The organism is Blastopirellula sediminis, assembly GCF_020966755.1.
In the GTDB taxonomy this organism is placed as follows: Bacteria; Planctomycetota; Planctomycetia; order Pirellulales; family Pirellulaceae; genus Blastopirellula; species Blastopirellula sediminis.
This window is the reverse complement of the sequence record NZ_JAJKFT010000010.1, coordinates 158,742-179,443: the sequence shown is the minus strand read 5'-3', so window position 1 is coordinate 179,443 and position 20,702 is coordinate 158,742. Positions and strand designations below refer to the sequence as shown.

The 20,702-nt window shown below is 59.4% G+C and carries 14 protein-coding genes; 6 read left to right on the top strand and 8 right to left on the bottom strand.

What is annotated here, in order from left to right:
• Positions 1-287: 287 nt before the first annotated feature.
• Positions 288-1,589, top strand: coding sequence for a BBP7 family outer membrane beta-barrel protein (locus LOC68_RS12160; RefSeq protein ID WP_230218893.1), 1,302 nt, complete (start codon positions 288-290; stop codon positions 1,587-1,589).
• A 152-nt stretch (positions 1,590-1,741) separates the two neighbouring features.
• Here the strand turns inward: LOC68_RS12160 and sppA are convergent, their stop codons facing one another.
• Complete coding sequence (gene sppA / locus LOC68_RS12155) at positions 1,742-2,791, bottom strand: signal peptide peptidase SppA (protein ID WP_230218888.1); 1,050 nt, start codon at positions 2,789-2,791, stop codon at positions 1,742-1,744.
• 437 nt (positions 2,792-3,228) lie between these two features.
• On the opposite strand from sppA, the gene LOC68_RS12150 reads away from it, so the two are divergent.
• Both LOC68_RS12150 and LOC68_RS12145 read left to right on the top strand, forming a co-directional pair.
• A complete protein-coding gene (locus LOC68_RS12150; protein WP_230218887.1) occupies positions 3,229-3,924 on the top strand; it encodes a sugar phosphate isomerase/epimerase family protein in 696 nt (231 codons plus the stop codon).
• A 35-nt stretch (positions 3,925-3,959) separates the two neighbouring features.
• Positions 3,960-4,436, top strand: a complete 477-nt coding sequence (locus LOC68_RS12145) for a hypothetical protein (RefSeq protein ID WP_230218885.1) — start codon at positions 3,960-3,962, stop codon at positions 4,434-4,436.
• Here LOC68_RS12145 and LOC68_RS12140 read toward each other — a convergent pair.
• The 7 genes from LOC68_RS12140 to LOC68_RS12110 form a co-directional block, all read right to left on the bottom strand.
• Positions 4,417-5,844, bottom strand: coding sequence for a DUF1501 domain-containing protein (locus tag LOC68_RS12140; RefSeq protein WP_230218883.1), 1,428 nt, complete (start codon positions 5,842-5,844; stop codon positions 4,417-4,419). The two genes, LOC68_RS12145 and LOC68_RS12140, sit on opposite strands and share 20 nt — an antisense overlap.
• Positions 5,845-5,870: 26 nt before the next feature.
• Positions 5,871-8,747 (bottom strand): DUF1553 domain-containing protein, encoded by a 2,877-nt coding sequence (locus LOC68_RS12135; RefSeq protein WP_230218881.1) that lies wholly within the window; start codon positions 8,745-8,747, stop codon positions 5,871-5,873.
• 14 nt (positions 8,748-8,761) lie between these two features.
• Entirely contained in the window at positions 8,762-9,499 is a 738-nt protein-coding gene (locus tag LOC68_RS12130) for a GntR family transcriptional regulator (RefSeq protein WP_230218879.1), read from the bottom strand.
• Between the two features lie 244 nt (positions 9,500-9,743).
• The gene (locus tag LOC68_RS12125) at positions 9,744-10,160 is read right to left on the bottom strand and encodes a hypothetical protein (protein WP_230218878.1); all 417 of its coding nucleotides are present in this window, start codon (positions 10,158-10,160) and stop codon (positions 9,744-9,746) included.
• A 175-nt stretch (positions 10,161-10,335) separates the two neighbouring features.
• Positions 10,336-13,389 carry a hypothetical protein gene (locus LOC68_RS12120; protein WP_230218877.1) on the bottom strand — a complete coding sequence of 1,018 codons (3,054 nt, stop codon included), beginning with the start codon at positions 13,387-13,389 and terminating at the stop codon, positions 10,336-10,338.
• A 63-nt stretch (positions 13,390-13,452) separates the two neighbouring features.
• Positions 13,453-13,968 (bottom strand): KdsC family phosphatase, encoded by a 516-nt coding sequence (locus tag LOC68_RS12115; RefSeq protein ID WP_230218875.1) that lies wholly within the window; start codon positions 13,966-13,968, stop codon positions 13,453-13,455.
• The gene (locus tag LOC68_RS12110; RefSeq protein ID WP_230218873.1) at positions 13,969-15,060 is read right to left on the bottom strand and encodes a KpsF/GutQ family sugar-phosphate isomerase; all 1,092 of its coding nucleotides are present in this window, start codon (positions 15,058-15,060) and stop codon (positions 13,969-13,971) included.
• Positions 15,061-15,476: 416 nt separating this feature from the next.
• On the opposite strand from LOC68_RS12110, the gene LOC68_RS12105 reads away from it, so the two are divergent.
• The 3 genes from LOC68_RS12105 to LOC68_RS12095 all read left to right on the top strand — a co-directional run bounded on the left by LOC68_RS12105 (position 15,477) and on the right by LOC68_RS12095 (position 20,631).
• Positions 15,477-17,117, top strand: a complete 1,641-nt coding sequence (locus LOC68_RS12105; protein ID WP_230218865.1) for a serine/threonine-protein kinase — start codon at positions 15,477-15,479, stop codon at positions 17,115-17,117.
• A 257-nt stretch (positions 17,118-17,374) separates the two neighbouring features.
• A complete protein-coding gene (locus LOC68_RS12100) occupies positions 17,375-19,300 on the top strand; it encodes a DUF1588 domain-containing protein (protein ID WP_230218863.1) in 1,926 nt (641 codons plus the stop codon).
• Positions 19,297-20,631, top strand: coding sequence for a DUF1552 domain-containing protein (locus tag LOC68_RS12095; protein WP_230218861.1), 1,335 nt, complete (start codon positions 19,297-19,299; stop codon positions 20,629-20,631). Before LOC68_RS12100 ends, LOC68_RS12095 begins: the two co-directional genes overlap by 4 nt.
• Positions 20,632-20,702: the final 71 nt, after the last annotated feature.

Genomic DNA, 20,702 nt, shown 5'->3' with positions numbered 1-20,702 from the left:
GGAGCTTCAAGTTCAGGTCTTGCCGTCTGTACCAGATGCATCAGCGGCATCTCCGGTTTTTTATTTAGGCAACGGCAAAAACCGCAATCAAGTCTTGCTAGCGACGTCGATGCTTGCATGTAGCGGAGGTCGCATGGAGCGACGTGTCGCATAGTGGCTGACAGAGTTGCCCCTCGTCAGCTTGTTCGGAACGGATGTCCGACTCCACCTGACACACGGCCAACGGAAATACACGGCTGCAATTTGGAGGCAGCGTGTGGGCCAAAAAAATTGAAGGAGTTCCGGAGATGTTGGTTTCTCGATTCCCTGCCGCGCTGGCGCTGACGCTTTCGGCGTCCGGTCTGTTTGCAGCGCCCATCAATCTCGATCAGCCCAGTTCGCTTGATCGGCCGAGCTATTTCGCTCCTGAAAAGAGCCCGGCCCAACTGTGGCGACAAAACAATCACCCCGTCTCCTTGACGGAAGACGCTCCTGCCCCGGCGGCGGACAAGATGTACGCCGAATCGCTCGAGCCCGGCATGTTGGCGCCGTCCGCCGACGGCTATTCCGGCGATTGCTCGACCGGAAGCTGCTACGACGAATGCTTTCAAGATTGCTTCTGCCCGACTTGGTTCGCCTACGCCGGCGCATTGGCGATGACGCGCGATCGCGGCAATGAAGTCTGGTTGTCCAACGACAGCGGCGACTACGCGGCCCGCGTGATGGGTACGGAAGCGGCCGCGATGGGCTGGAACGCCGGCTATCAGCTTGGCTTTGGTCGTCGCATCGGTTGCTGCAACTGGGCGTGGGGAGTCGACTTCTGGGCGGTGCGCGGGACCAACGAACACACCGTCACCAATGCCGGTCTGGTCGGTCAGCTCGATACGCCGCTGGACGCTAACTTCCAGGGTTTGACGTACGACGGCAGCAATGTCGACGATTACTTCAATGACGCGGCCGCCCACCGTCTGCAACGTAGCTACGACTTCTACAACGTTGAACTGAACGTGTTCCAGGATCCCACGCTCTACTCGGGCAACTATGGCGGCGGTTGCTTCCAATTCGGCGCCTTGGCCGGTCTGCGATACTTCAAGTTCCGCGAAGCGATGTCGTTTTCGACCGATCCGAGCGACGGCGTTTTCACCGGAGCGGACGACGAGTTGCACTACAACATCAACGTCGACAACAACCTGATCGGCGCCCAGCTCGGCATGATTATGAACTACAACTGGAATCGCCTGAACCTGTACGCCAAGACCAAGTTTGGCGCCTACGGAAATGCGATTTCGCAGGACTCGGCCATGTACGGCAACCTCGGTTACGCCTATATCGACAACGCTCTCAGCCCGAATAACGGACAGTCGTTCAACGTCTCGGGCACCAAGGGGCGCGTCAGCTTCCTGGGCGAAATCGACCTCGGCGCCAACTACCGAGTGACGCAACACTTCTCGATGAACATCGGCTACCGCGTGGTCGGCGTCTCGGGCGTCGCTCTCGCCACCGAGCAAATTCCGCAAAACTTTGAAGACCTGGGAATCGTCGCCAGCACACCCTCCAACGGCGATGTGATCCTGCACGGCGGTTACCTCGGCGGCCAGTTCATCTGGTAAGCCAAGTACGAAGCACGTCATCCTCCGAAAGCCGTCTCGCACCTGCGAGGCGGCTTTTCCCATTTCTTGGCCTGGTCGCAAGGCAAGAATGAAAAAAGCTCCCCTGCCGGCGGCAAGGGAGCTTTCTCTGTTCGTCAGGCGATCGCCCGAAGTTACTGAGGCGACGCAAGTCCGGCGGTCAGCGCCGGGAGGCTCGAGTCGAGGAAGTAGGCTTTGGGCGAGGTCGTGTCGATGACCGCTTTCATCAGCGACTGGGTCGGGCTAGCGGCCGAAGCCGAGCCGATGCTGAACAGCGACGCCGGCTTTTTGTAGGCGACGACGCGGGTCTTTTTCACGTCGAGCTTCGCGAGTTCGGCGGCGCGACCGATCGCTTCTTCGACGAAGCCGATCTTGTCGACCAGGCCGAGTTCGACCGCCTGGTCCGCCATGTAGATTTCGCCGGTCGCTAGTTCGTCCAGCTTGGCGGGGTCGGCAACATAGGCAGGGCGCCCCGTTTTCACCACGTCTTTGAAGCGGGTGAACATATCGTTGACCAGGCCTTGCACCAGGTCACGCTGATCCGCCGACATCGTGCGGGTCATGCTCAGCATTTGCTTGCGCTCGTGGCTGGCGATCGAGTCGTCCTTGATGTGATACTCTTCCAGCAAGCCGGTGACGTCGTAATGCGGAATGATCACGCCGATCGAGCCGGTGATCGTCGTCGGCTCGGCGTAGATGACGTCTTTTTCGTCGCCAACCGCCATCGCAACGTAGTAGCCGCCGCTAGTCGCGGAAGAGCCCATGCTGACGACCAGCGGAATCTCACGATCTTTACGCAGCTCGTTGAGGTGGTGATAGATGTAGTCGGAGGCGCTGACCGATCCGCCGGGAGAGTCGACGCGGAGCACGATCGCTTTGACGTTCTTGTCCTTCTTAGCCAGTTCGATCTGATTGCGGATGTATCCTTCCCCTTCCATGATCAGCCCTTCGACGCGGATCAGGGCGATCTTGTCGGAGGCGAGCTTATCGCCGGAGTAGAACTTCTCGGTGACTCCGTCCTCTTCGTTGAAATACTGCGCGGTTGCGGCAAGCTGCACGATGATGATCAGGCCGGCGAACATCAGGCCCATCCAGCCGAGAAAGGCGATGATCCGCAAAAACCAGCCGCCGCCTTGTTTGATAATGATCGGCTGCTGGGGGGGAGGAGTTTGTCCGTTGTTCATCGAGTTACCTTCTATGTGGGATCCGGCAGGCCGGCAAGCGCCGTCCGCAATGCTTTGGGGTCATGCGGTTTACGCATGAAGAATAAGACGTGAGTCGCCCCCGAGTGGGAAAGTGGTCGCCGTCACGCCCTGGAAGGGCTCCCCATGGACGACGACTGCGCCATATTTTAGGATTTTGACGGCTGGAAGCAATTCGCCGTGGCGTGGCCAATATCGCGCTGCTTGTGCTAGCGACGCCCAAAAACGTTGCTGTTGTCCTCGGTCGCCCTGCTCGGTAAGCTTCTCGCTTCCCCCGCCGGGACTTTGCGGCGAGATGGGAAAACTAGGCGTAATGGCGACGCTCGGTATGCGTCGTGGATGTTTTCGACCGGAAGGAGCTTCTCGTGTTCGTCTCGGCTTCAAGCGAGTGTTTTCCTGATCTTCCCATGCGCGAGTGCATGGAAAAGCTTGTTGATCTCGAATTCAGCAACGTTGATCTCACCATCAGCGAGTCGAGCAAGCACCTCAAGCCGAGTCTGGTCGCCAACGACCCGGAAGGCGCCCTCGAAATCTGCCGCGATACGCAGCGCCTGAACATCTCGAACTTTCGCGTTCTGATCGACGCCGTCAAAGAAGAGCACTATCGCCAGTTTGAAGCGATCTGCAAGCTCGCCAAGGCGGTCAAGGTTTCGTCCCTGACGGTTCCCTCCGGCGAATTCGGTACGCCGTTCAATGAAGAGGTCGAGCATCTCCGTGAGTTGGTGGCGATCGCCGCCGTCGAAGGGATCGTCGTCAGCATGCACACCCACGTCGGTTGCTTGTCGCAAGACGCCGACACGATTAAAGTCCTCTGCGACAACGTGAAGGGACTTGGCGTCACGCTCGATCCCAGTCATTTCACCTGCCGCGAAGATAGCCCGGCCAACTACGAAAAGATCCTCGGCTACGTCCGCCACGTCTACTTGCGCGACACGACGAAGAACCAGATGCATGTTCGCGTCGGCCAAGGGGAAATCGAATTCGGCAAAGTGATCTCGCAGCTCGAATCGGTCAACTACAAGCGAGCCCTCACCATCCACATGCCGCCGCTGCCGGACGTCGATCAGATGGCGGAGATGCGCAAAATGCGGCTGCTGATGGAAAGCTTGCTGTAAGCGGCGGGCTTAAACGCCCAGTAGGAAAGATGAACATGGATTTTGAAACCTACTGGACCAATCTCGTTCATCGAGTCTTCGACGAGCAGGAAACGCTCTGCGGGCCAGACGAACTCATCTACCGCCTGACAAGCATCTACGGCGAAACGATGGTCAACGGAATCTTCGGTTATTTCGACCAACGTTTCCTCGAATACGACCACGACCTTCGCCTGTTGCGAGCGTGCGGCTACAACGACATCGCTGACGACTTTGCGAAGGCCCGGCATTTGATGTTCGGCGAGACGCCGCTCTCCGAAGAGAGCGTCAACGAGGTCTTTGAACGTCTGGCGGAGGATGAGGAGAATCCAAGCCCATCGTCGGAATCGGCGGAATTGGACGTTATCTACGATCGGTTGATCGAGCGGCTTCCTCAATTGCTGGTCGAACGGATAAGATCGGCGTCGAGAACGAACTCTTCGTCCCGGACGCCGAGTAAGTCGAACGGTCGCGTTACGCCAAGATCTCTTTGATCACGTGACCATGCACGTCGGTTAATCGGCGATCGAGCCCGTTGTGGTAGATGGTCAGCTTTTCGTGATCGAAGCCAAGCAGGTGAAGCACCGTCGCATAGAAGTCCCAGACAGTGGTTGGATTAACTTCCGCACGGCGGCCGAACTCGTCGGTCGCTCCGTAGCTGACGCCCCCTTTCACACCGGCGCCCATCATCCAGCAGGTAAAGCCATCCGGGTTGTGATCGCGTCCGGTGGTGCCGGCCTGATGGGTCGGCATGCGGCCGAACTCAGTCGTCCACAAAACGAGCGTATCTTCGAGCAGCCCCGATTGTTTCAGGTCGGTCAGCAGGGCCGCCGTCGGTTGATCCAGAATCGGACAGTGACGCTCATAGTCAGGCTTTAGCGTCTTGTGGGCGTCCCAATTCAACAGACCGTCAACGCCCGAAGCGCGTGACGCGCAATAAAGGTTGACGTAACGCACCCCACGTTCCAGCAGACGCCGAGCCAGCAAACAGTTACGAGCATACGCCGCTTTCAGCGGATTAGCGTCGCTGGTGCCGTATCGCTGATGCGTCGCTTCGGTTTCGCTCGCCAGGTTCGAGACCTCCGGCGCCGACATCTGCATGCGGGCCGCCAACTCGTAGGCGGCGACGCGAGCCTGCAGTTCGGTTTCGGCCGCGTATTGGTCGGCGAAGTCGCGGTTCAGTTTGGCGACCAGCGCACGCGCGGCGGCGTCTTCCGCTTCCGCGATTCGATCAGGACGAGCCAGATTGCGGATGGGCTGCTGATCGCTCATGACGATCGCTTGATGACGTGCCGGCAGGAAACCGTTCGACCAGTTCGCCTTGCCGTTCGGCGGTTCGCCCCGGACGTCCGGAATCGCAACGTAGGTCGGCAAGTTTTGATTCGCACTGCCAAGGGCGTAGCTGAGCCAGGCGCCGGCGCTCGGAAAACCTTCGCTGGTATGCCCGGTGTTCATGAAGACGCAGCCGGGACCATGCGTGTTGGTTTTGCTGTGCATCGAGTGGATGAAGGCGATCTCGTCCGCATGCTGCGACAGATGCGGGAGCATCGTCGTGATCGGCTTGCCGCACTGGCCCGATTCTTTGAAGGCCCACGGGCTCGGCATCAGGTTGCCGTTCTTCCCTTGGAACGAGAGAAAATTCTCCTCGCCGGGAAGGGGCTGTCCCGCCATTTTCTCGAGCGACGGTTTGTAGTCCCACAAGTCCATGTGCGAGGCGGCGCCGGGGCAGAAGACCTGCAAGACGCGTTTCGCCTTGGGGGGGAAGTGGGGAGCTTGAACCTGCGGCGCCGCTTCATTGGCGAGCGCACTGCGCGACAGCAGATCGATCATGCCGACGCCGGAAAGGCCGGTCACGATATTTCCCAAGAATCCGCGTCGCGATAGTTCGGCGTAGGCGTTCATCGTTGCACTCGGGGAGTCAGCCGTGATTAGTGAAGGTAGATCAATTCGCTGGTGTTCAGCAGTGCTCGGCATAGCGCCGGCAGGCCATGTTCGGCCGCCAAGGCGACGCAGGCTTTCGTTTCCGCTTCGGTCGGGGCGCGACCGTAGCAGAGGGCGTAGGCCCGCTGGATTTGTTTTTGCGGATCGTCGCCCGCTTCCTTTTGCAGTCTCTCGGCGAGGAACTGCGACATGTCGAGCGTGAAGTCGTGATTGAGCATCGTCAGCGCCTGAAGCGGCGTCGTCGTCTCATCGCGACGCGGCGCCGAGAAGGCGCAGTCGGGACTGTCAAACTCGGTCATCAAGTCGGTACGGGCCGCACGAGCATTGTGGTGATAGACCGCGCGGCGATAGGTCGACGCGTCATGCTCGTCGAGCGGCACATAGGTCGCCACGTTGTCTTGCAGGTATTGGTAGAGGCGGAAGCCGGGGCCTCCCATCTCGAGATTGAGCTTGTCCGAGATCTGCAAGATCACGTCGCGGACCTCTTCGGCCGAAAGTCGCCGCGGCGGAAATCGCCACAACAGCCGGGCGTCGCCGTCGATTTTCGCCGCATCTTCTCGATAGTCGCTCGATTGCTGATAGGCCTGGGAGAGCATGATCTGGCGGTGGAGCGGCTTGATATGCCAACCATCTTTGACCAACTCGCCGGCCAGCCAATCGAGCAATTGCGGGTGCGAAGGAGCTCCGCCCATGTAGCCGAAGTCGTTCGGCGTATCGACGATTCCGGTTCCAAAGTGATGCTGCCAGAGGCGATTGGCCAGCACGCGCTGCGGGAGCGGGTTCTGCGGATCGATGATCCAATCGGCCAATTCCAAGCGACGCTGAGACTCGGCGGCGTCGGCGGGAAGTTCGTAGGTCGGGGCCGATTCCGAGAGTCCCGAGAGACTGCAGGGAGTGACCGCGTCTCCTTTTCGCTGAGGACTTCCCCCTACGAACAAATGAAACGGTCCCATCGCGGCGTCGCGGGTTCCGACCCACCAAACCGGCAGCGGCGGGACCTGGCTGATCGCCTTGTTGACCTCGGCCAGTTTGGCCGCGAGCGCCGCGTCATTGGCCCGATCTTCGTCGGTCAGTTCCGCCGCCAAGAGACGCTTGTGGCGATGCGCTTCGTTGACCGGCTGACGATCGTGCGAATTGGCGACTTCGGTCCACTTCTCGCCGTCGCTCGATACGAGGATGCGGTATTCGCTGACAAAATTCGCGACTCCATGATCGGCGGCGGCGCCGGGGCGATCACTGGAGAATACGACCCGATCGATCGATTGCGGCTCGGCCAAGGTGATCGTCAATTGCGGGCCAGCGGCGAGCCAGCGGGCTCCAAACTTCCCGTCGATCGTGAGATTGGCGCTGTAGGCGGCGTCAAAGTCGCCGGCATGACGCGAATCGCCAACGGCCGTCGCTCCCGACGAGGCGAGCGCCACGTTTTGCGAATTATCGCCGGCGGTCCAGACTTCGAACTCGTCGATGCCGTAGCCGTTGTTCGCGCTCGGATTACGTTCCTGGCCTTCGACAATCAGGCGAACCATTTTGGCGGCTACCGGCGCAAAACGTTCTTCGGTCGTTTGCCGCGAAACGGCGGGGCGGGACCAGAGCTGGTCGTAATGTTCTTTCTTCGCATCACCGCGGGCGATGGCGAACTTTTGGATGTCGTCTCGTTGACGCGTCAGATCGGCTTGTTGCTTTTGCAAGTCGCCAAGCCGTTCCTCGCGTTCCTTGCGCTCCGCTTCGGTGGCGACGGGGCGTTCGCCATGTTTGATGCCGGCGAAGGTGGCGTACAGACCGTAATAGTCCTTCTGCGTAATCGCGTCGAACTTGTGGTCATGGCAGCGGGCGCAGCCGACGGTCAGGCCGAGAAACGCTTCGCTGGAGGATCGAATGATCTCGTCGATCGTATTGGCCCGGATCTGGGCCGCTTGCGCCGGGTCTTGATTGCCGACGTCATCGTAAGGCCCGGCGACCAGAAACGCGGCGCCGATTTCGACGTCGGGCGTGTTTGGCGCGATCACGTCGCCGGCCAAGTGTTCGCGAATGAATTGATCAAACGGCTTGTCCTCGTTGATCGAGCGGATGACGTAATCGCGGAACGGCCAGAGGTTCGTGATGATCTGATTCCGCTCAAAGCCGCGACTTTCGCCGAAGCGAATGACGTCGAGCCAATGCCGACCCCAGCGTTCCCCATAGCGAGGGGAAGCGAGGAGCCGCTCAATCAGTTGCGGATAGGCGTCCGGCGAATTGTCGGCGAGGAACGCTTCGACTTCTTCGGGCGTCGGCGGCAAGCCGGTTAGATCGAAAGTCGCACGGCGAATCAGCGTACGACGATCGGCCGGAGGATTCGGCTTCAGCTGAGCTTCAGCCAGTTTCGCCCAGACGAAGCGATCGATCGGATTCTGTTTCCAGGCGTCGGGAGCTTCGTCGGCTGCAGGCAGTTTGGCTTCCGCCAGCGGTTGCAGCGACCACCACGAGCGGTCCGCTTTCGACGCTTCGTGAATGACGACTCCCTCGGGCCATACGGCGCCTTGTTCGACCCAACGGCGGAGCAGGTCGACTTCCGCTTCGCTGAGGACTTCGCCCGACTTGGGCATCGCCGGGCGTTTGTCTCCGTCGGGAACGACGACTTCCAGCAGATAGCTGCCGGCCGCATCGCCAGGGACGACGAAACCGTTGGTCAACAAGTCGTCAGGACTCGCGAGCGACAATTCTCCCTTTTTGATGTTGGGAGAATGGCACGAGACGCAACGCCGCGAAAGGAGCGGCGCAACTTCCTGCTCGAAATCGACAGGTTTTTCGTTTTCAGCGGCAGGTAGGAGGGAGGAAGGAAGGAAAAGGGCAACTAGCGTCGTGAAGAGAAAAGGTAGGCATTTCACAGACGATTCGCTCCTCAGGAGGAAACGGTTTGGCGGGTTAAAAAGGACTCGCGTCGGTCGGCGGCAATCTGTTGCGGATCAAACAAATCGGCGATGAGGGCCTCGACCGACTTTTCGATGTGATAGGCCATCGCGTCGGATGCTCGGTTGGAGTCGTTCGCTTTGATGGCGCGCACGATCTCCAGGTGTTCGGCGTTTTCGTTCATTTCCGCGTAGTAGTCGCGCGACGATCGGCGCAAGTGGCGCGCGTCGCGCAGCGTGCGGAACAGAACCTTATAGCGACCAATCTCATACGCCAGGCGTTCGCTGCCGCAGCGTTCGGCGATCAGTTCGTGGAGTTGCGAGTCTTGCTCGCGGGTCTTTTGCGACCAACGTTTGTTGCGTTTGGCGGAGTCGAGTTCGGCGAATTGCGATTCGAGCAGTTCCAGTTCAAACGGAGCGATCCGCCCGCAGACGCTGCGAACCGCTTCGCATTCCAGAATGCGGCGAACCTGGCAGATCTCTTCGACCTGGCGCGGACCGAAAGGGCGGAGCACCGCGCCCCGATTCGGCTGCAATTCGACCACGCCGATACCGGCCAGTTCGACCAGCGCTTCGCGAACCGGCGTGACGCTGACTTCAAACTGCTCGGCAAGGTGTTCCAAGCGAAGTCGCTGTCCCGGAGCGAACTTACCTTCAAACAGGACAAGCAAAATATCGCTCACAAGTTTCTGACGGCGGGCCCCATGTTGGACTTCGTTTGCGCTTGCCACGGTAGTTCTCTCTAACTTGGTGACTTATCGTCGCGACTCGGACGATAGGAATACGACGGATTTTATATAATCAGGGCCCCGGCTTCAATCATTTTTTGAAAAAACGATGATTTCGGCTATTCATTCTGTTGCTAACCATCGGTTTGCGAATGGGGCACATCTAAAGATTGCATACGAAAAAGAGACGTGACCCGACTGGGCCCGTCTCTTTTAATTCTAACAATCGTTCTGAAAACGGTCTTATTTAGTCGACCACCGGCGGAATCGGTGGATTGTCTGCCTTCGCGAGTTGCGGATCGGTTTCTGGGGTCGAATCCACTTCCGTGACCAGCATTTCATTGGGACAGCCGCCAGAAGCGGGGCATCCGCTGCTGCTTGGGCAGCAACTCGCCCCGTCGCTGTACGACGCATAATCAGCCGTCATGGTCGAAGGACATGGATTACTTCTCTGAGAACAGCAACTATGGGGCTCTTCTTCCGGCAAGAGGAACGACAACGCATTGGCGACCTCCGGTACGTATTGGGCGGCGAAGAGCGTCCCCGCGCTCAAGAGCAAGAACGAGTAGAGGGCGATCTTGCCCACGGCTGCCAACCAATTGCGACGAGGCGCCGCAGCGGGCGAGCTTTCAACATGTTCCGATTCGGATTGCGACTCTGCCATTGGGTTTCGGCTCCCGGAGAAGATGATCGTAAGGTAGAAGCGGCGACTCTTGTTATGGGCTAGCCGAGCGGGCCGTGATAGTGAATTTCCGCACGAAGCAGGCAGAATTCACGAACATTTTTATTCGCGACGCTACGTGCTGATTGGAAGCCAAATATGCAAAGCGCAAGCTGCTCTATTTAGGCAAATTGGAAACTTCGATCGAACGACCGTTGCTCGCCTCAAAGCGATGTTCCTTCGGCCAGAAATGAATTGTCCCGGCCGACGCAGTTTGACGAGGCGCGCCAAGCTGCTGCTGGTACGAGAGCTGCGCCATCGAGCGTCCGCTCCCATGCAGCACGATCATCTGTTTTTCGTTCGAGTAGGTGAACCGCTCGCCAGTCGCCGAATAGAGTCGCCCGCGAACGTTGGCGTTGCCGTTGGCGATCAGTTCGATCGATTGCGTCGTGCCGCTTGGAGACGCGAGCTGTGCGATCGTCAACTCCTCGCAAGCCAGTTCGACGTCGTTCTCACGCAGCCCTTGCAGCGAGTTGGGAGCGATCGCTTCTCCCCAATTGTTGATCGGGCCGTAAATCGCCGGGTGCACGTCGCGGAACGAGATCTGCCGGCGATGGATGTTCCCCAGAACCCCTTGGCGGAAGTTAACTTCGACAAAGGTGAGCTGATTGCTCGGCGGAGCAGGGGAGGGACCTTGTTGCATCGTCGCATCGAACCCGCGGAAGCCGATTCGGGTGCTGCGTGCCGCGCCGGCGCCGCTGACCACGATGTCGCCGGTGACTTGGTCGATGCTCAGGTTGTCGGCCCGCATCTCGTCGATACTGATCAGCTTCCCAAATTCGACGGTCGGGTTGTAAGCGTTGAAACCTTGTTTGCATTCGATTCGGCGAACGCTTGGATTGCGGCTTTTGCCGAGCTGACGGAATTCGACCGGCTGGTCGAGCACCACTTCCATGCGACCGGTGTTGAGCTGGCGTTGTTCGGTGACCAGGCCGAGCTGTCCTTTTTGGAACTGCATCGGGCGACCTCTCACCGCGATGTTGCGATCGAAAATGATCCGATCGCCGATCACCTCCAGGCTCCCCTGCCAGGTAACCGTGTAGATCTCGGGCAGCGCCAGCTTGCGTCCTTCAAAGTCGCGATCCATCGGCAGCAGCAGTTCGCCGGGACCTTGCGAAAAGACCCGATTGCGGGCCTGATCCATTTGCAGGTGATTGCTGAAGAGCTGAATGCCGCGTCCCGAAATCATCCCTGGCGCGCCGACGACATGGGCGTAAGCATTGGGGGAGGATGCGTGTTCGATCTGAATGACGTCGCCGGTGACGACCAGCGGCGGCTTGTTCGGTTCGGTCGACGACGTCTCTTTCACTTCAACATGGCCGGAGATCGTCGCGTTTTCGACCAGCATCCGTTCGGCCAAACGCATGAAGACCAACTGAATCAGGTCTCCCTGCATGTCGAACTTCGTGGTCGGTTCTTTGTTCGGTTCGGACTCCCCGCCGAAGGCGATCGGGGGCAACATCTGCGGCTGCTCGTTCCGATTGAGCGAAACGTTCATGCCGGAAGGATTCGATGGCGGCGAAGGGGAAACGACGTTCGAGCCCGGCCGGACCAGCGTCACCGATTGCTCATTCGGTTGATCGAGGTTTTGCGCCGCGTTGAGTTCCGGATATTGGAACCAGGCTTTTAGTTCCTTTGTTTGCCCATTGAGTTGCGGCGAACGAATATCGACGCGACCGTTGGCGTGCATGCGATCGGCCAGCAGCTGTTTGTCACGCTTGCCTGGGATGCTGAGGGAACGAATCCAGATGTAGAGGTTGTCGGCCTGGATCTGGCCGCGACCGTCGACTCCGGCCGAAACGTCGCCGGCCAGCGTCATGACATGTTCGCCAGCTTCGTTCGGTTCGACCCGCAGTTGATCGCGCCAGCCGACGCGGACGGCGTCGCCCGCCTTGTTGTCTTTGCCAAGTTGGCCGCTAAACGTCCCGGGACCAGCCGCCCAGAGACGGCCTAGGTCGCGATTGTTCTCGGCCATTTCGTACTGAACGTTGGGAGAACGAACGACCCACTGGTCTTTCGCCAGTTCGGTCGTTTGATCGCCGCTCGCTTCGATGCGGCGGCGGATCACGTCGTAGATGAACTGCTGGGCGGTCGCACGTGCGCCGGCGCTGGGAGCTTGCAGCGTCGCCGGTTGACCGACGGCGACCAGTCGCTGTACTTTCAATTTGCCCATCGACTTCGAATCGTCGGCCGGCTTGCCGCCCGTTTGAGCGACTTTCTCCTCATCTTCTTCGGTGAAGTAGACCTCGATCAAGTCGCCGCGCAGTTGGTCGGGCGTCGTCGCTTCGGTCGGCCGCGTAACGACGACACGTTCGCGAAAGCTCGCAATTTTGTGCGCGGCGTCAAACAGGAACGGACCATTGCAGGTGATTTCGAGCGGCGCCGCATTGGCCTGCTGAGCTCCCGCGCTTGGTCCAATCGGATCGTTCAGTCCTCCCTGCGACGCGATCAGCACGCGATCGACGTGGTTCAATTGCAACGACTGGAGGCCGCCGACCGCCGAAGGCTTTTGCCCCGGCTTCTTCGACGTTTCATCCAGCTTGGCGATCAAATGGCGACCGCTGCCGGAACTGCCGCCGTAGCGGAATTGGATCGGCGCCTTGGTTTCGATCCAGCCAGGGTGCATCTCGACGTCGCGCGTTTTGATCGCGATTCCGTTGCGGGCCTGGGGAGAAGAAGGTTCGCGGCGGATGGTGACGTCGCCGGCCAAGGTGCCGCCGTTCAGATCGCCGATCTTGCCGAACGAGAGATTCAATTCGCTGAAGTTGAGGATCGCCTCTTTTCCTTCCAGGATTAGCGGCGGTTCGTTGATTCGTTCTTGGCGATCGTCGGTCGAAAAAACCAGGATCGTGACCGGTTCCAGCTTCAAACGATTCGGTTGTTTGTTCCCATTTTCGTCGAACTCCAGTTCTTTGAAGTCGCGCATCAACAGCATGATGCGTTTGCTTTCGAGAACCTTCGTACGTCCTAATTGCCACGAGCCCTCAGGAAAGAACTTCGCCAGAAATTCCTTCTGTTGGCCGACGATGTCCGGCTTGATGTAGGTCTGATCGGTCGTATCGACGCGGCGCAGGTTCGGCTCAATCCAGGGGACTACCGCGACGGCGTACATAACGTACGCGCCGACCACAACGGCGAGACTGATGGCGATTCGCTTGAGCTTATTCAACATCGCGCTGTCGCCGGGTTACGTCGATAGGGTAGGTGGGAGTCAAGGAAAACGATCACGATCGATTTAGAAGCTGCGAACGATATCGGCCCAGCGCCCTTGCGCTTTCAGGATCAGTTCCACCAGTTCGCGAACGGCGCCCCGTCCGCCTGGCGCGGCAGTCACGTAGTGGGCCGCTTCCCGCAGTTCGGCGGCGGCGTCATTGACGGCGACCCCCAGTCCAGCGACGCGAACTACCGGCAAGTCGGGCAGGTCGTCGCCGATGTAGGCCATTTGCTGCGTGGTCAGACCGAAGTGTTTCAGGAAGTCGTTGGCGACGGTCAGTTTGTCGTCGACTCCTTGGCGAACGACGTCGATGCCGAGTTCCGACGAACGGAGACGAACCGTTTGCGAGTTTCGACCGGTTATGATCCCGAATCGAAAGCCTGCTTTCCGCCAGACCTTGATGCCAAGTCCGTCGCGAATGTGGTACTGCTTCGTTTCGATACCTTCGTTGTCAAGCAAGACGCCCCCGTCGGTCAGGACGCCGTCGACGTCCGAGACGATGAATTCAATCGACTTGCAGCGTTCTTCCAGTTTCATCTACGCAGGTCCCCCGTTCTGGTTCGGAAAGGGAACGGTCCAGGGCGATTCCGGCTTCTCGGCGGTCGCTTCTTCACCGGCGTTGGACGGTGAGAGTTCAACCAGGTCGGTGATGTCCATCATGCCGATCGGTTGTCCGGCGGCATTGATGACCGGCAACTCGCTGATCTTCAGTTTGGCGATCGCTTCTAGTGCAGCTTGCACGCGGACGCCGCTGGTAACCGTTTTGGGCGACTTGGTCATCACGCTCGAAATCTCATGATCGAGCAGTTCCGTTCGCCCGGTTTCGAAAATGCGAGCCAAATCGCTGTCGGTGAACAGGCCTTCCAGTTTCCCTTCCGAACAGACCAGCATGATCGCGCCAGTACGTCGGCCGGGACGACATGCGCCGACAAAGACGTCGCGGACCGTTTGATCGCAGCGAGCGATACGGCATTCATGGAGGGGACGCATCACCTCGTCGACCAGCGCAAGTTTGCGTCCCAGGCTTCCGCCGGGATGATAACGCGCGAAATCTTCCGGTCGAAACCCGCGCTGCCAACTGCAAGTTAACGCGAGCGCGTCGCCGATCGCGAGCATCGCGGCTGTACTGGTGCTTGGCGCCAGGCGATTGGCTCCGGCTTCGACGATTGGTCCGAGGGGCAGGATCACTTCCGCGGCGCGAGCCAGCGTGTTGCTTTCGTTGGCAGTGACTGCCACGATTCGGGCGCCCAGCGACTTCAGCGACGGGAGCAAGCGAACCACTTCTTCGGTTTCGCCGCTTTGCGAAAAGACGAGGATCACGTCATTTTGGTCGACTCGTCCGAGATCGCCATGGATCGCTTCGGCAGGATGGAGGAAATGGCTAGGCGTACCAGTCGATGCGAAGGTGGCCGCGATTTTTTGACCAATTAGCCCGGCTTTCCCCATGCCGGTAACGATCACGTCACCGGGGCACTGCATGACCAGTTCGAGCGCGTGGCAAAAGCGATCGTCGAGGCGCTCGGCGATCGCCGTGAGCGCGCTGGCTTCTTGTTGAATGATTGTCCGGCCAAACCGGAGGATTTCTTCCTGCGGAGTCTCAGCCGTCAGTCGTAGGGCGGCGCCATCCATGGCAATTTCCCAACGAGTTAGGGGGATTTTCAAGATTCTTCCGCTACTTGCGCGGAGTAGAGCGGGTTGATTCTATTGAGGTTCCGCGAACAGAGCAACGTCGAAGCGTGTCTCAAGACGAGGCGCACTTCTCATTTCGAGGCGCTTTCCCGCACGAATTTGGGCGTAAAATAAGGAGTTAGTGATAAAATCGTCCAAATTGGAGGATTTGGCCCGAATTTCGCAACGATAGAACTAGTTGCGGCGTCCTAGAAATAGCGTCAAGGCCGCTGCCAGCTAAACGCCCAGCTTGATACTGTACAACCGGCGTCGGCTTGCGAAGGATCGCAACCGGGACCACCCACGATGCCAATACGTTGCCTAAAAAGCGCAATGAGTCTCTCCGAAGACCGGGGAGAAGAGGTTGAAGAAAACGCATGGTAACTCTGTCTCGCCTTGGCCCCTTCGCGCTAGAGAACCGTCTCGACCGTCGTCATGACACCGAGATTTTTCGCGCCGTTCATCTGAAACAGCATCGCCAAGCCGCAATTCAAATCTTGCCGGCGCGCTACGCCGCCGATCCGGTCGGCCGCAAGCAACTGCAAGCTCGCAGCGAACTCCTTCGCAAGTTGAACCACCCCAATATCGTCCGTTGTTATGGCGCAGGTATCGACGAGTCGACTGCGTTTCTGGCGATGGAACTGGTCGAAGGAGAATCGTTCGCCCAGTACATGGACGACCGGATGACGATCATGTGGGGCGTCTTGCTCGACATCGCTCAGCAGGTCTGCGCCGGCATGGAATTCGCGCACTCGCGCGGCGTCTTTCATCTCCGTCTCAATCCTTGTTGCGTCTTGCTGGCCGGCGAAGGACTGAAGCATCCTGATCTGCCGCTAGAAGTAAAGCTGACCAACTTCTGGGCCGGCGTCGCCTGGCGGAAAGAACCGGTCTCCGAACCGTCGCTCGAAAACCAACAATACCTCGCGCCTGAGCAGTTCGATCTCGAAGCGAACGTCGACGCTCGCACCGACGTTTTCTCGCTCGGTTGCATCATGTATCGCGCTTTGTCGGGATGCGTACCTTTCCCAATCGCCGAAGGGGAAACGAACGCAACTGTCGAGCGATTTGCGATCGAACCGCCGCGAATTGCGACGTTGGCGCTCGATTGCCCGATCTGGCTCGACCGGATAATCATGCAGATGATCGAGGTCGATCCGGCCAAACGACCCGCATCGATGGAAGCGGTCGCGTCGGCGCTACGAGAAACTCGCTCGGCGGTCGCCGCCGGAACCAGTTCGCTCGAACATGCCGTCGTCGGCAACGCCGGCCGCAACAGCAACATTGCAACCGGCGTCGCCAAAGAAGACGCGCGTCGTCTGCTGAAACAGAAAGTGGTAAAGGGGCCGGCCGGGCCGATTTACGAACGCCCGTGGTTTCTTGTCCTTTGTTTGCTGCTGGTCATCGGGATGATCGGTTTTGCGTTCCTGCCGATGTCGGAGCAGCAGCTGTTTGATCGCGGCGCGAAGTTGATGCAATCGGACAAGGAGACTGATTGGAAACTCGCGGAAGAGACTTACTTGTCGCCGCTGTTAGAAAAGTATCCTGACAGTCCGCACGCCGCCGAAGCGCAAGCCTTGGTCGACAAGATCTGGATCAGCGACGCTGAATCGCGGTTGCGTACCAAAGAACGACTCGGCAAGCAGTACAGTAGCACCGGCGAAGAAATGTTGGCCGCCGCCCGCAAGTGTGATTCGCTCGGCAGTCAGCTTCTTGCCTGGACGAAATATGACGAAATGGTCGCCAAGCTGCATCCTGATTCGCGCGAGGAGCGCCCCTACTACCTGATCGCCCAGCAAGAGCTAGAAACGCTGAAGAACCGCAAGGTTGTGAAGCCGAGCGAGGAAATCTCGTCGGTGGACGAATACCTCGTTCTCGCCGACAAGGCGCTCGAAAAGGGGGATCGCGATCATGCCCGGCTGATCTATCGCCGGATCGTCTCCCTTTACGATGAAAATCCTCAGATGTACGACGAAGTTCAGGCCGCCCGGCAAGGCCTGATGACGGCCGACTCGAAGTAGTCGCCGAGGTCGCCTAAGTCGCGTCTGAATCGACCGAAAGCGGCAGCTTATATCGATCGTCGTAAATCTAATGCTAGCCGCCATTATCGGCGAGCATTCCCCCTAACGGGAGTGCCGCCATTCTATTGACGAAAGCCGGCCTGTATCGACAATAGGAATGCCCTCCCACCGGCGGACTTCCTGACGTCTCGCCCTTTCCCACCCAACCCAATCGCGGCTGCGGTTACCTTCCCGGTTCGCGTTTGAAGTCGATCTCCATGCAACTCCACTCCCAGCTTTGCGCTCGACTCGTTCGTCTCGCCGCTTTCGGCGCGATGAGCGTCGCGGTCTGCATGGCCCAAGCGTTCGCGGACGAAGCGCCGAAGATGGACTTCGTCGTCGCCCAGAAGATGCTGGAGGTCTCCTGCGCCGATTGTCACAGCGGCGAAGAAAGGGAGGGGGGCTTCACCCTCAGTAAACTTACCGACTCCGGTGCGATGGGAACGCATTACGACGAGTGGATGAATCTGCGTCAGCGGCTGGCCGATCACTCGATGCCGCCGGACGACGCCGAGCCGATGGACGCCGACGCTCGTCTGAAACTGGTCGACTGGATCAAGCAGGCGACGCGGGATGCCGTGCGTCAGCAAGGAGAGCTCGCCGGCCCGCCGATGTTTCGCCGGATGGCGGTGCATGAATACTCGAACACGATTCGCGACTTGCTCGGCGCTCACTTCGACGCCGGCAATGGACTGCCGCAAGACTCCGCCGGCGGAGAAGGTTTTAACAACGCGGCCGAGACGCTGATCATCTCGCCAATTCACGCCGAGAAGTATGTCGACGCCGCGGTCACGGCGCTCGACTATGCGGCGCACGACTCCTCATCGCGCAAGCGACTGCTGCGCGAACGTCCCAGCGACAAGCTGCCGGAACAAGAAGCGGCGAAGCGAAACTTGCGAGAGTTCGCCAACCGTGCGTTTCGTCGACCAGCCACCGAAGACGAACTTGCGGCCATCTTGAAGACGTATGACGAAGCCCGCGCTGATGGGCTTGATTTTGACGCCGCTTGTTTTTACGCAATGCGGGGCGTGTTGATCTCCCCCAACTTCCTCTTCCTGATTGAGGATGCCCCCAGTGAGCCGAACAAGACGGTTCCGCTCACCAATCATGAGTTGGCGACGAGGCTCAGCTATTTTCTCTGGGCGACGATGCCTGACCGGCAGCTGCGCGAAGCGGCCGACGCCGGCAAGCTGCAAGATCCCGAAGAGCTGAAACGCCAGGCGATTCGCATGATCAAAGAGCGGGGGACCAATCTCAACGATTCGCTGACCCAATTCGTCGGTCAGTGGTTGGGAACAGCCGACCTCGGGAACACGAAAAAGGTCGATCCGGAACTGCATCGCTGGATGAAAGATCAGCACGTCGCGTCGCTGCGCGATCAGCCGGTCTACGTTTTCGAGTCAATGTTGCGCGAGAACGATAGCCTGCTTAGCCTGATCGACGCCGACTGGACCTTCCTCAATGCCGAACTGTGCGACATGTACCAGCTCGATCGGAAGAAGATCGAAGGGGAGTTCAATCAGCGGCTGCAGCGTTACAAACTGCCCGAAGAGTATCGCTATCGCGGCGGCGTCCTGGGGGAAGGAGGCGTGATGGCGATCGCCTCGTATCCGCGTCGCAGCAGCCCGGTGCTGCGCGGCGTCTGGGTGCTCGACAAGATGCTGGGCGTGGAACTGCCTCCGCCGCCGGCCAATGTTCCGCCGCTGGAAGAGTCGAAGGAAGTCGCCGAGAAGCAAACGCTACGAGCTCGGCTGCAGCAGCATCGCGAAAACCCGGCCTGCGCGACTTGCCACAATCGGATCGACCCGATCGGGTTCGCGCTCGAAAACTTCAACGAGATCGGCCGCTGGCGCGATAGCGACTCCGGCGGAAAGATCGATCCGGTCGCGGTACTGCCTGGCGGCGTGAAGATCGACGGTCAGGCCGGTCTGAAGAAATACCTGCTGGACAACAAAGAGCAGTTCGTGCGCCACCTGACGCAGAAGATGCTCGGCTACGCGCTCGCGCGCGGTTTGGCGTCCAATGACGTCGCTACGGTCGAGGCGATCGTCGAGCGGCTGCAAAACAATGATTATCGTTCCCAGGAACTAGTGCTCGCGATCGTGACGAGCGAGCCCTTTCGACATAAGAGAATCAGCCAATGAAGACGCCCAAGATCACTCGTCGAACTGTTCTGCGTGGCGCCGGCGCCGCCGCCTTGGCGCTTCCTTGGCTCGAAGCGATGAGCCCTGCCTTCGCCGCAGGGGACGCCGGCGATGCGCCGCGACGCTTCGCCGCTCTCTTCTTCCCGAACGGCGTGCGTCAGGAAGTTTGGACGCCAGCTGAGACCGGAACCGGTTATGCACTGCCGCGACAGCTAGAACCGCTCGCTGGCATCAAAGAGGACGTCTCGGTCGTCTCCGGCTTGTGGCACGAAGCGACGAACACCGGCGACGGTCACTACGTGAAAGACGCCGCCTGGCTCACTGGTACGACGATCACCAAAACGACCGGCGTCAATCTGAACAGCGGCGGGGTCTCGGCCGATCAGGTCGCCGCCGATCTGCTCGGCAAGTACACGCCGCTGCCGTCGATGGAACTCGGGACCGAGCCGGTCAGTTCAGGCGTCGACGGAACGGTCGGCTATACCCGCGTCTACGGCGCCCACGTTTCGTGGCGGACCCCGACGCAGCCGCTGGCCAAAGAGATTAATCCCCGGTTGGCGTTCGATCGGATGACGATGATCGCCAGCGGAAAGTCGGACGGGCGATCGAACCGTCCGCTGCTGGATCGCGTTAGCGCCGAGGCGAACTCGCTCCGAAACAAACTGGGGCACAACGACCGTCATCGTCTCGATCAATATCTCGAATCGGTCCGTTCGCTCGAGAAGCGGCTGGAGATGGTTGAATCGAAGTCGCAAAACACCTGGAAGTCGAAAGTCGATTTCTCAGGCCGTACCGCGCCGGTCAGCGATCCGAAGGATCACGCCGAGCGAACCCGGTTGATGCTCGATATGATCGCTTTGGCGTTCGAGGCCGACATTACCCGCGTCGCCACATTCATGTTCGGCAACTCGGTCAGCTCGATCAACTTTGCGTTCCTGGATGGGGTCACTGGATCGCACCATGAGCTGTCGCACCACCAAGGGAAAGAAGAGAATCTGGCCCAGTATGAACTGATCGCCAAGTGGCACGTCGCGCAGTACGCCTATCTGCTCGAAAAGCTGCGAGCGACGCCGGAAGGGGATGGCAACGTCCTCGACAACAGCGTCATTCTGTTCGGTTCGGGGCTTCGCGACGGAAACTCCCACAACCCGCACGATCTGCCGCTGTTGGTTGGTGGGAAAGGGGGCGGTCGCTTGAAGCAAGGGCAGCATATCGCATCAACCCGCGATAATCCGATGTCGAATTTGCTGCTGACGATGCTGCAAGCGATCGGGTCGCCGGCGACCCACTTCGCCGATTCGTCGGGGCCGATCGAAGCGCTGCTGGCCTAACGAATCTTCACGCAATTCGATTGTAGTGCTCTCGCTGCGGATGTGAGATAATTCAGCGACGCAGGCTGCTG

What these genes read in the sequence shown, in the direction of transcription:
- LOC68_RS12125 (WP_230218878.1), bottom strand. Translation starts at nt 10,160, where the DNA reads ATGGCAGAGTCGCAATCCGAATCGGAACATGTTGAAAGCTCGCCCGCT.
- LOC68_RS12120 (WP_230218877.1), bottom strand. Translation starts at nt 13,389, where the DNA reads ATGTTGAATAAGCTCAAGCGAATCGCCATCAGTCTCGCCGTTGTGGTC.
- LOC68_RS12140 (WP_230218883.1), bottom strand. Translation starts at nt 5,844, where the DNA reads ATGAACGCCTACGCCGAACTATCGCGACGCGGATTCTTGGGAAATATC.
- LOC68_RS12150 (WP_230218887.1), top strand. Translation starts at nt 3,229, where the DNA reads ATGGAAAAGCTTGTTGATCTCGAATTCAGCAACGTTGATCTCACCATC.
- LOC68_RS12145 (WP_230218885.1), top strand. Translation starts at nt 3,960, where the DNA reads ATGGATTTTGAAACCTACTGGACCAATCTCGTTCATCGAGTCTTCGAC.
- LOC68_RS12115 (WP_230218875.1), bottom strand. Translation starts at nt 13,968, where the DNA reads ATGAAACTGGAAGAACGCTGCAAGTCGATTGAATTCATCGTCTCGGAC.
- LOC68_RS12105 (WP_230218865.1), top strand. Translation starts at nt 15,477, where the DNA reads ATGGTAACTCTGTCTCGCCTTGGCCCCTTCGCGCTAGAGAACCGTCTC.
- LOC68_RS12095 (WP_230218861.1), top strand. Translation starts at nt 19,297, where the DNA reads ATGAAGACGCCCAAGATCACTCGTCGAACTGTTCTGCGTGGCGCCGGC.
- sppA (WP_230218888.1), bottom strand. Translation starts at nt 2,791, where the DNA reads ATGAACAACGGACAAACTCCTCCCCCCCAGCAGCCGATCATTATCAAA.
- LOC68_RS12110 (WP_230218873.1), bottom strand. Translation starts at nt 15,060, where the DNA reads ATGGATGGCGCCGCCCTACGACTGACGGCTGAGACTCCGCAGGAAGAA.
- LOC68_RS12100 (WP_230218863.1), top strand. Translation starts at nt 17,375, where the DNA reads ATGCAACTCCACTCCCAGCTTTGCGCTCGACTCGTTCGTCTCGCCGCT.
- LOC68_RS12160 (WP_230218893.1), top strand. Translation starts at nt 288, where the DNA reads ATGTTGGTTTCTCGATTCCCTGCCGCGCTGGCGCTGACGCTTTCGGCG.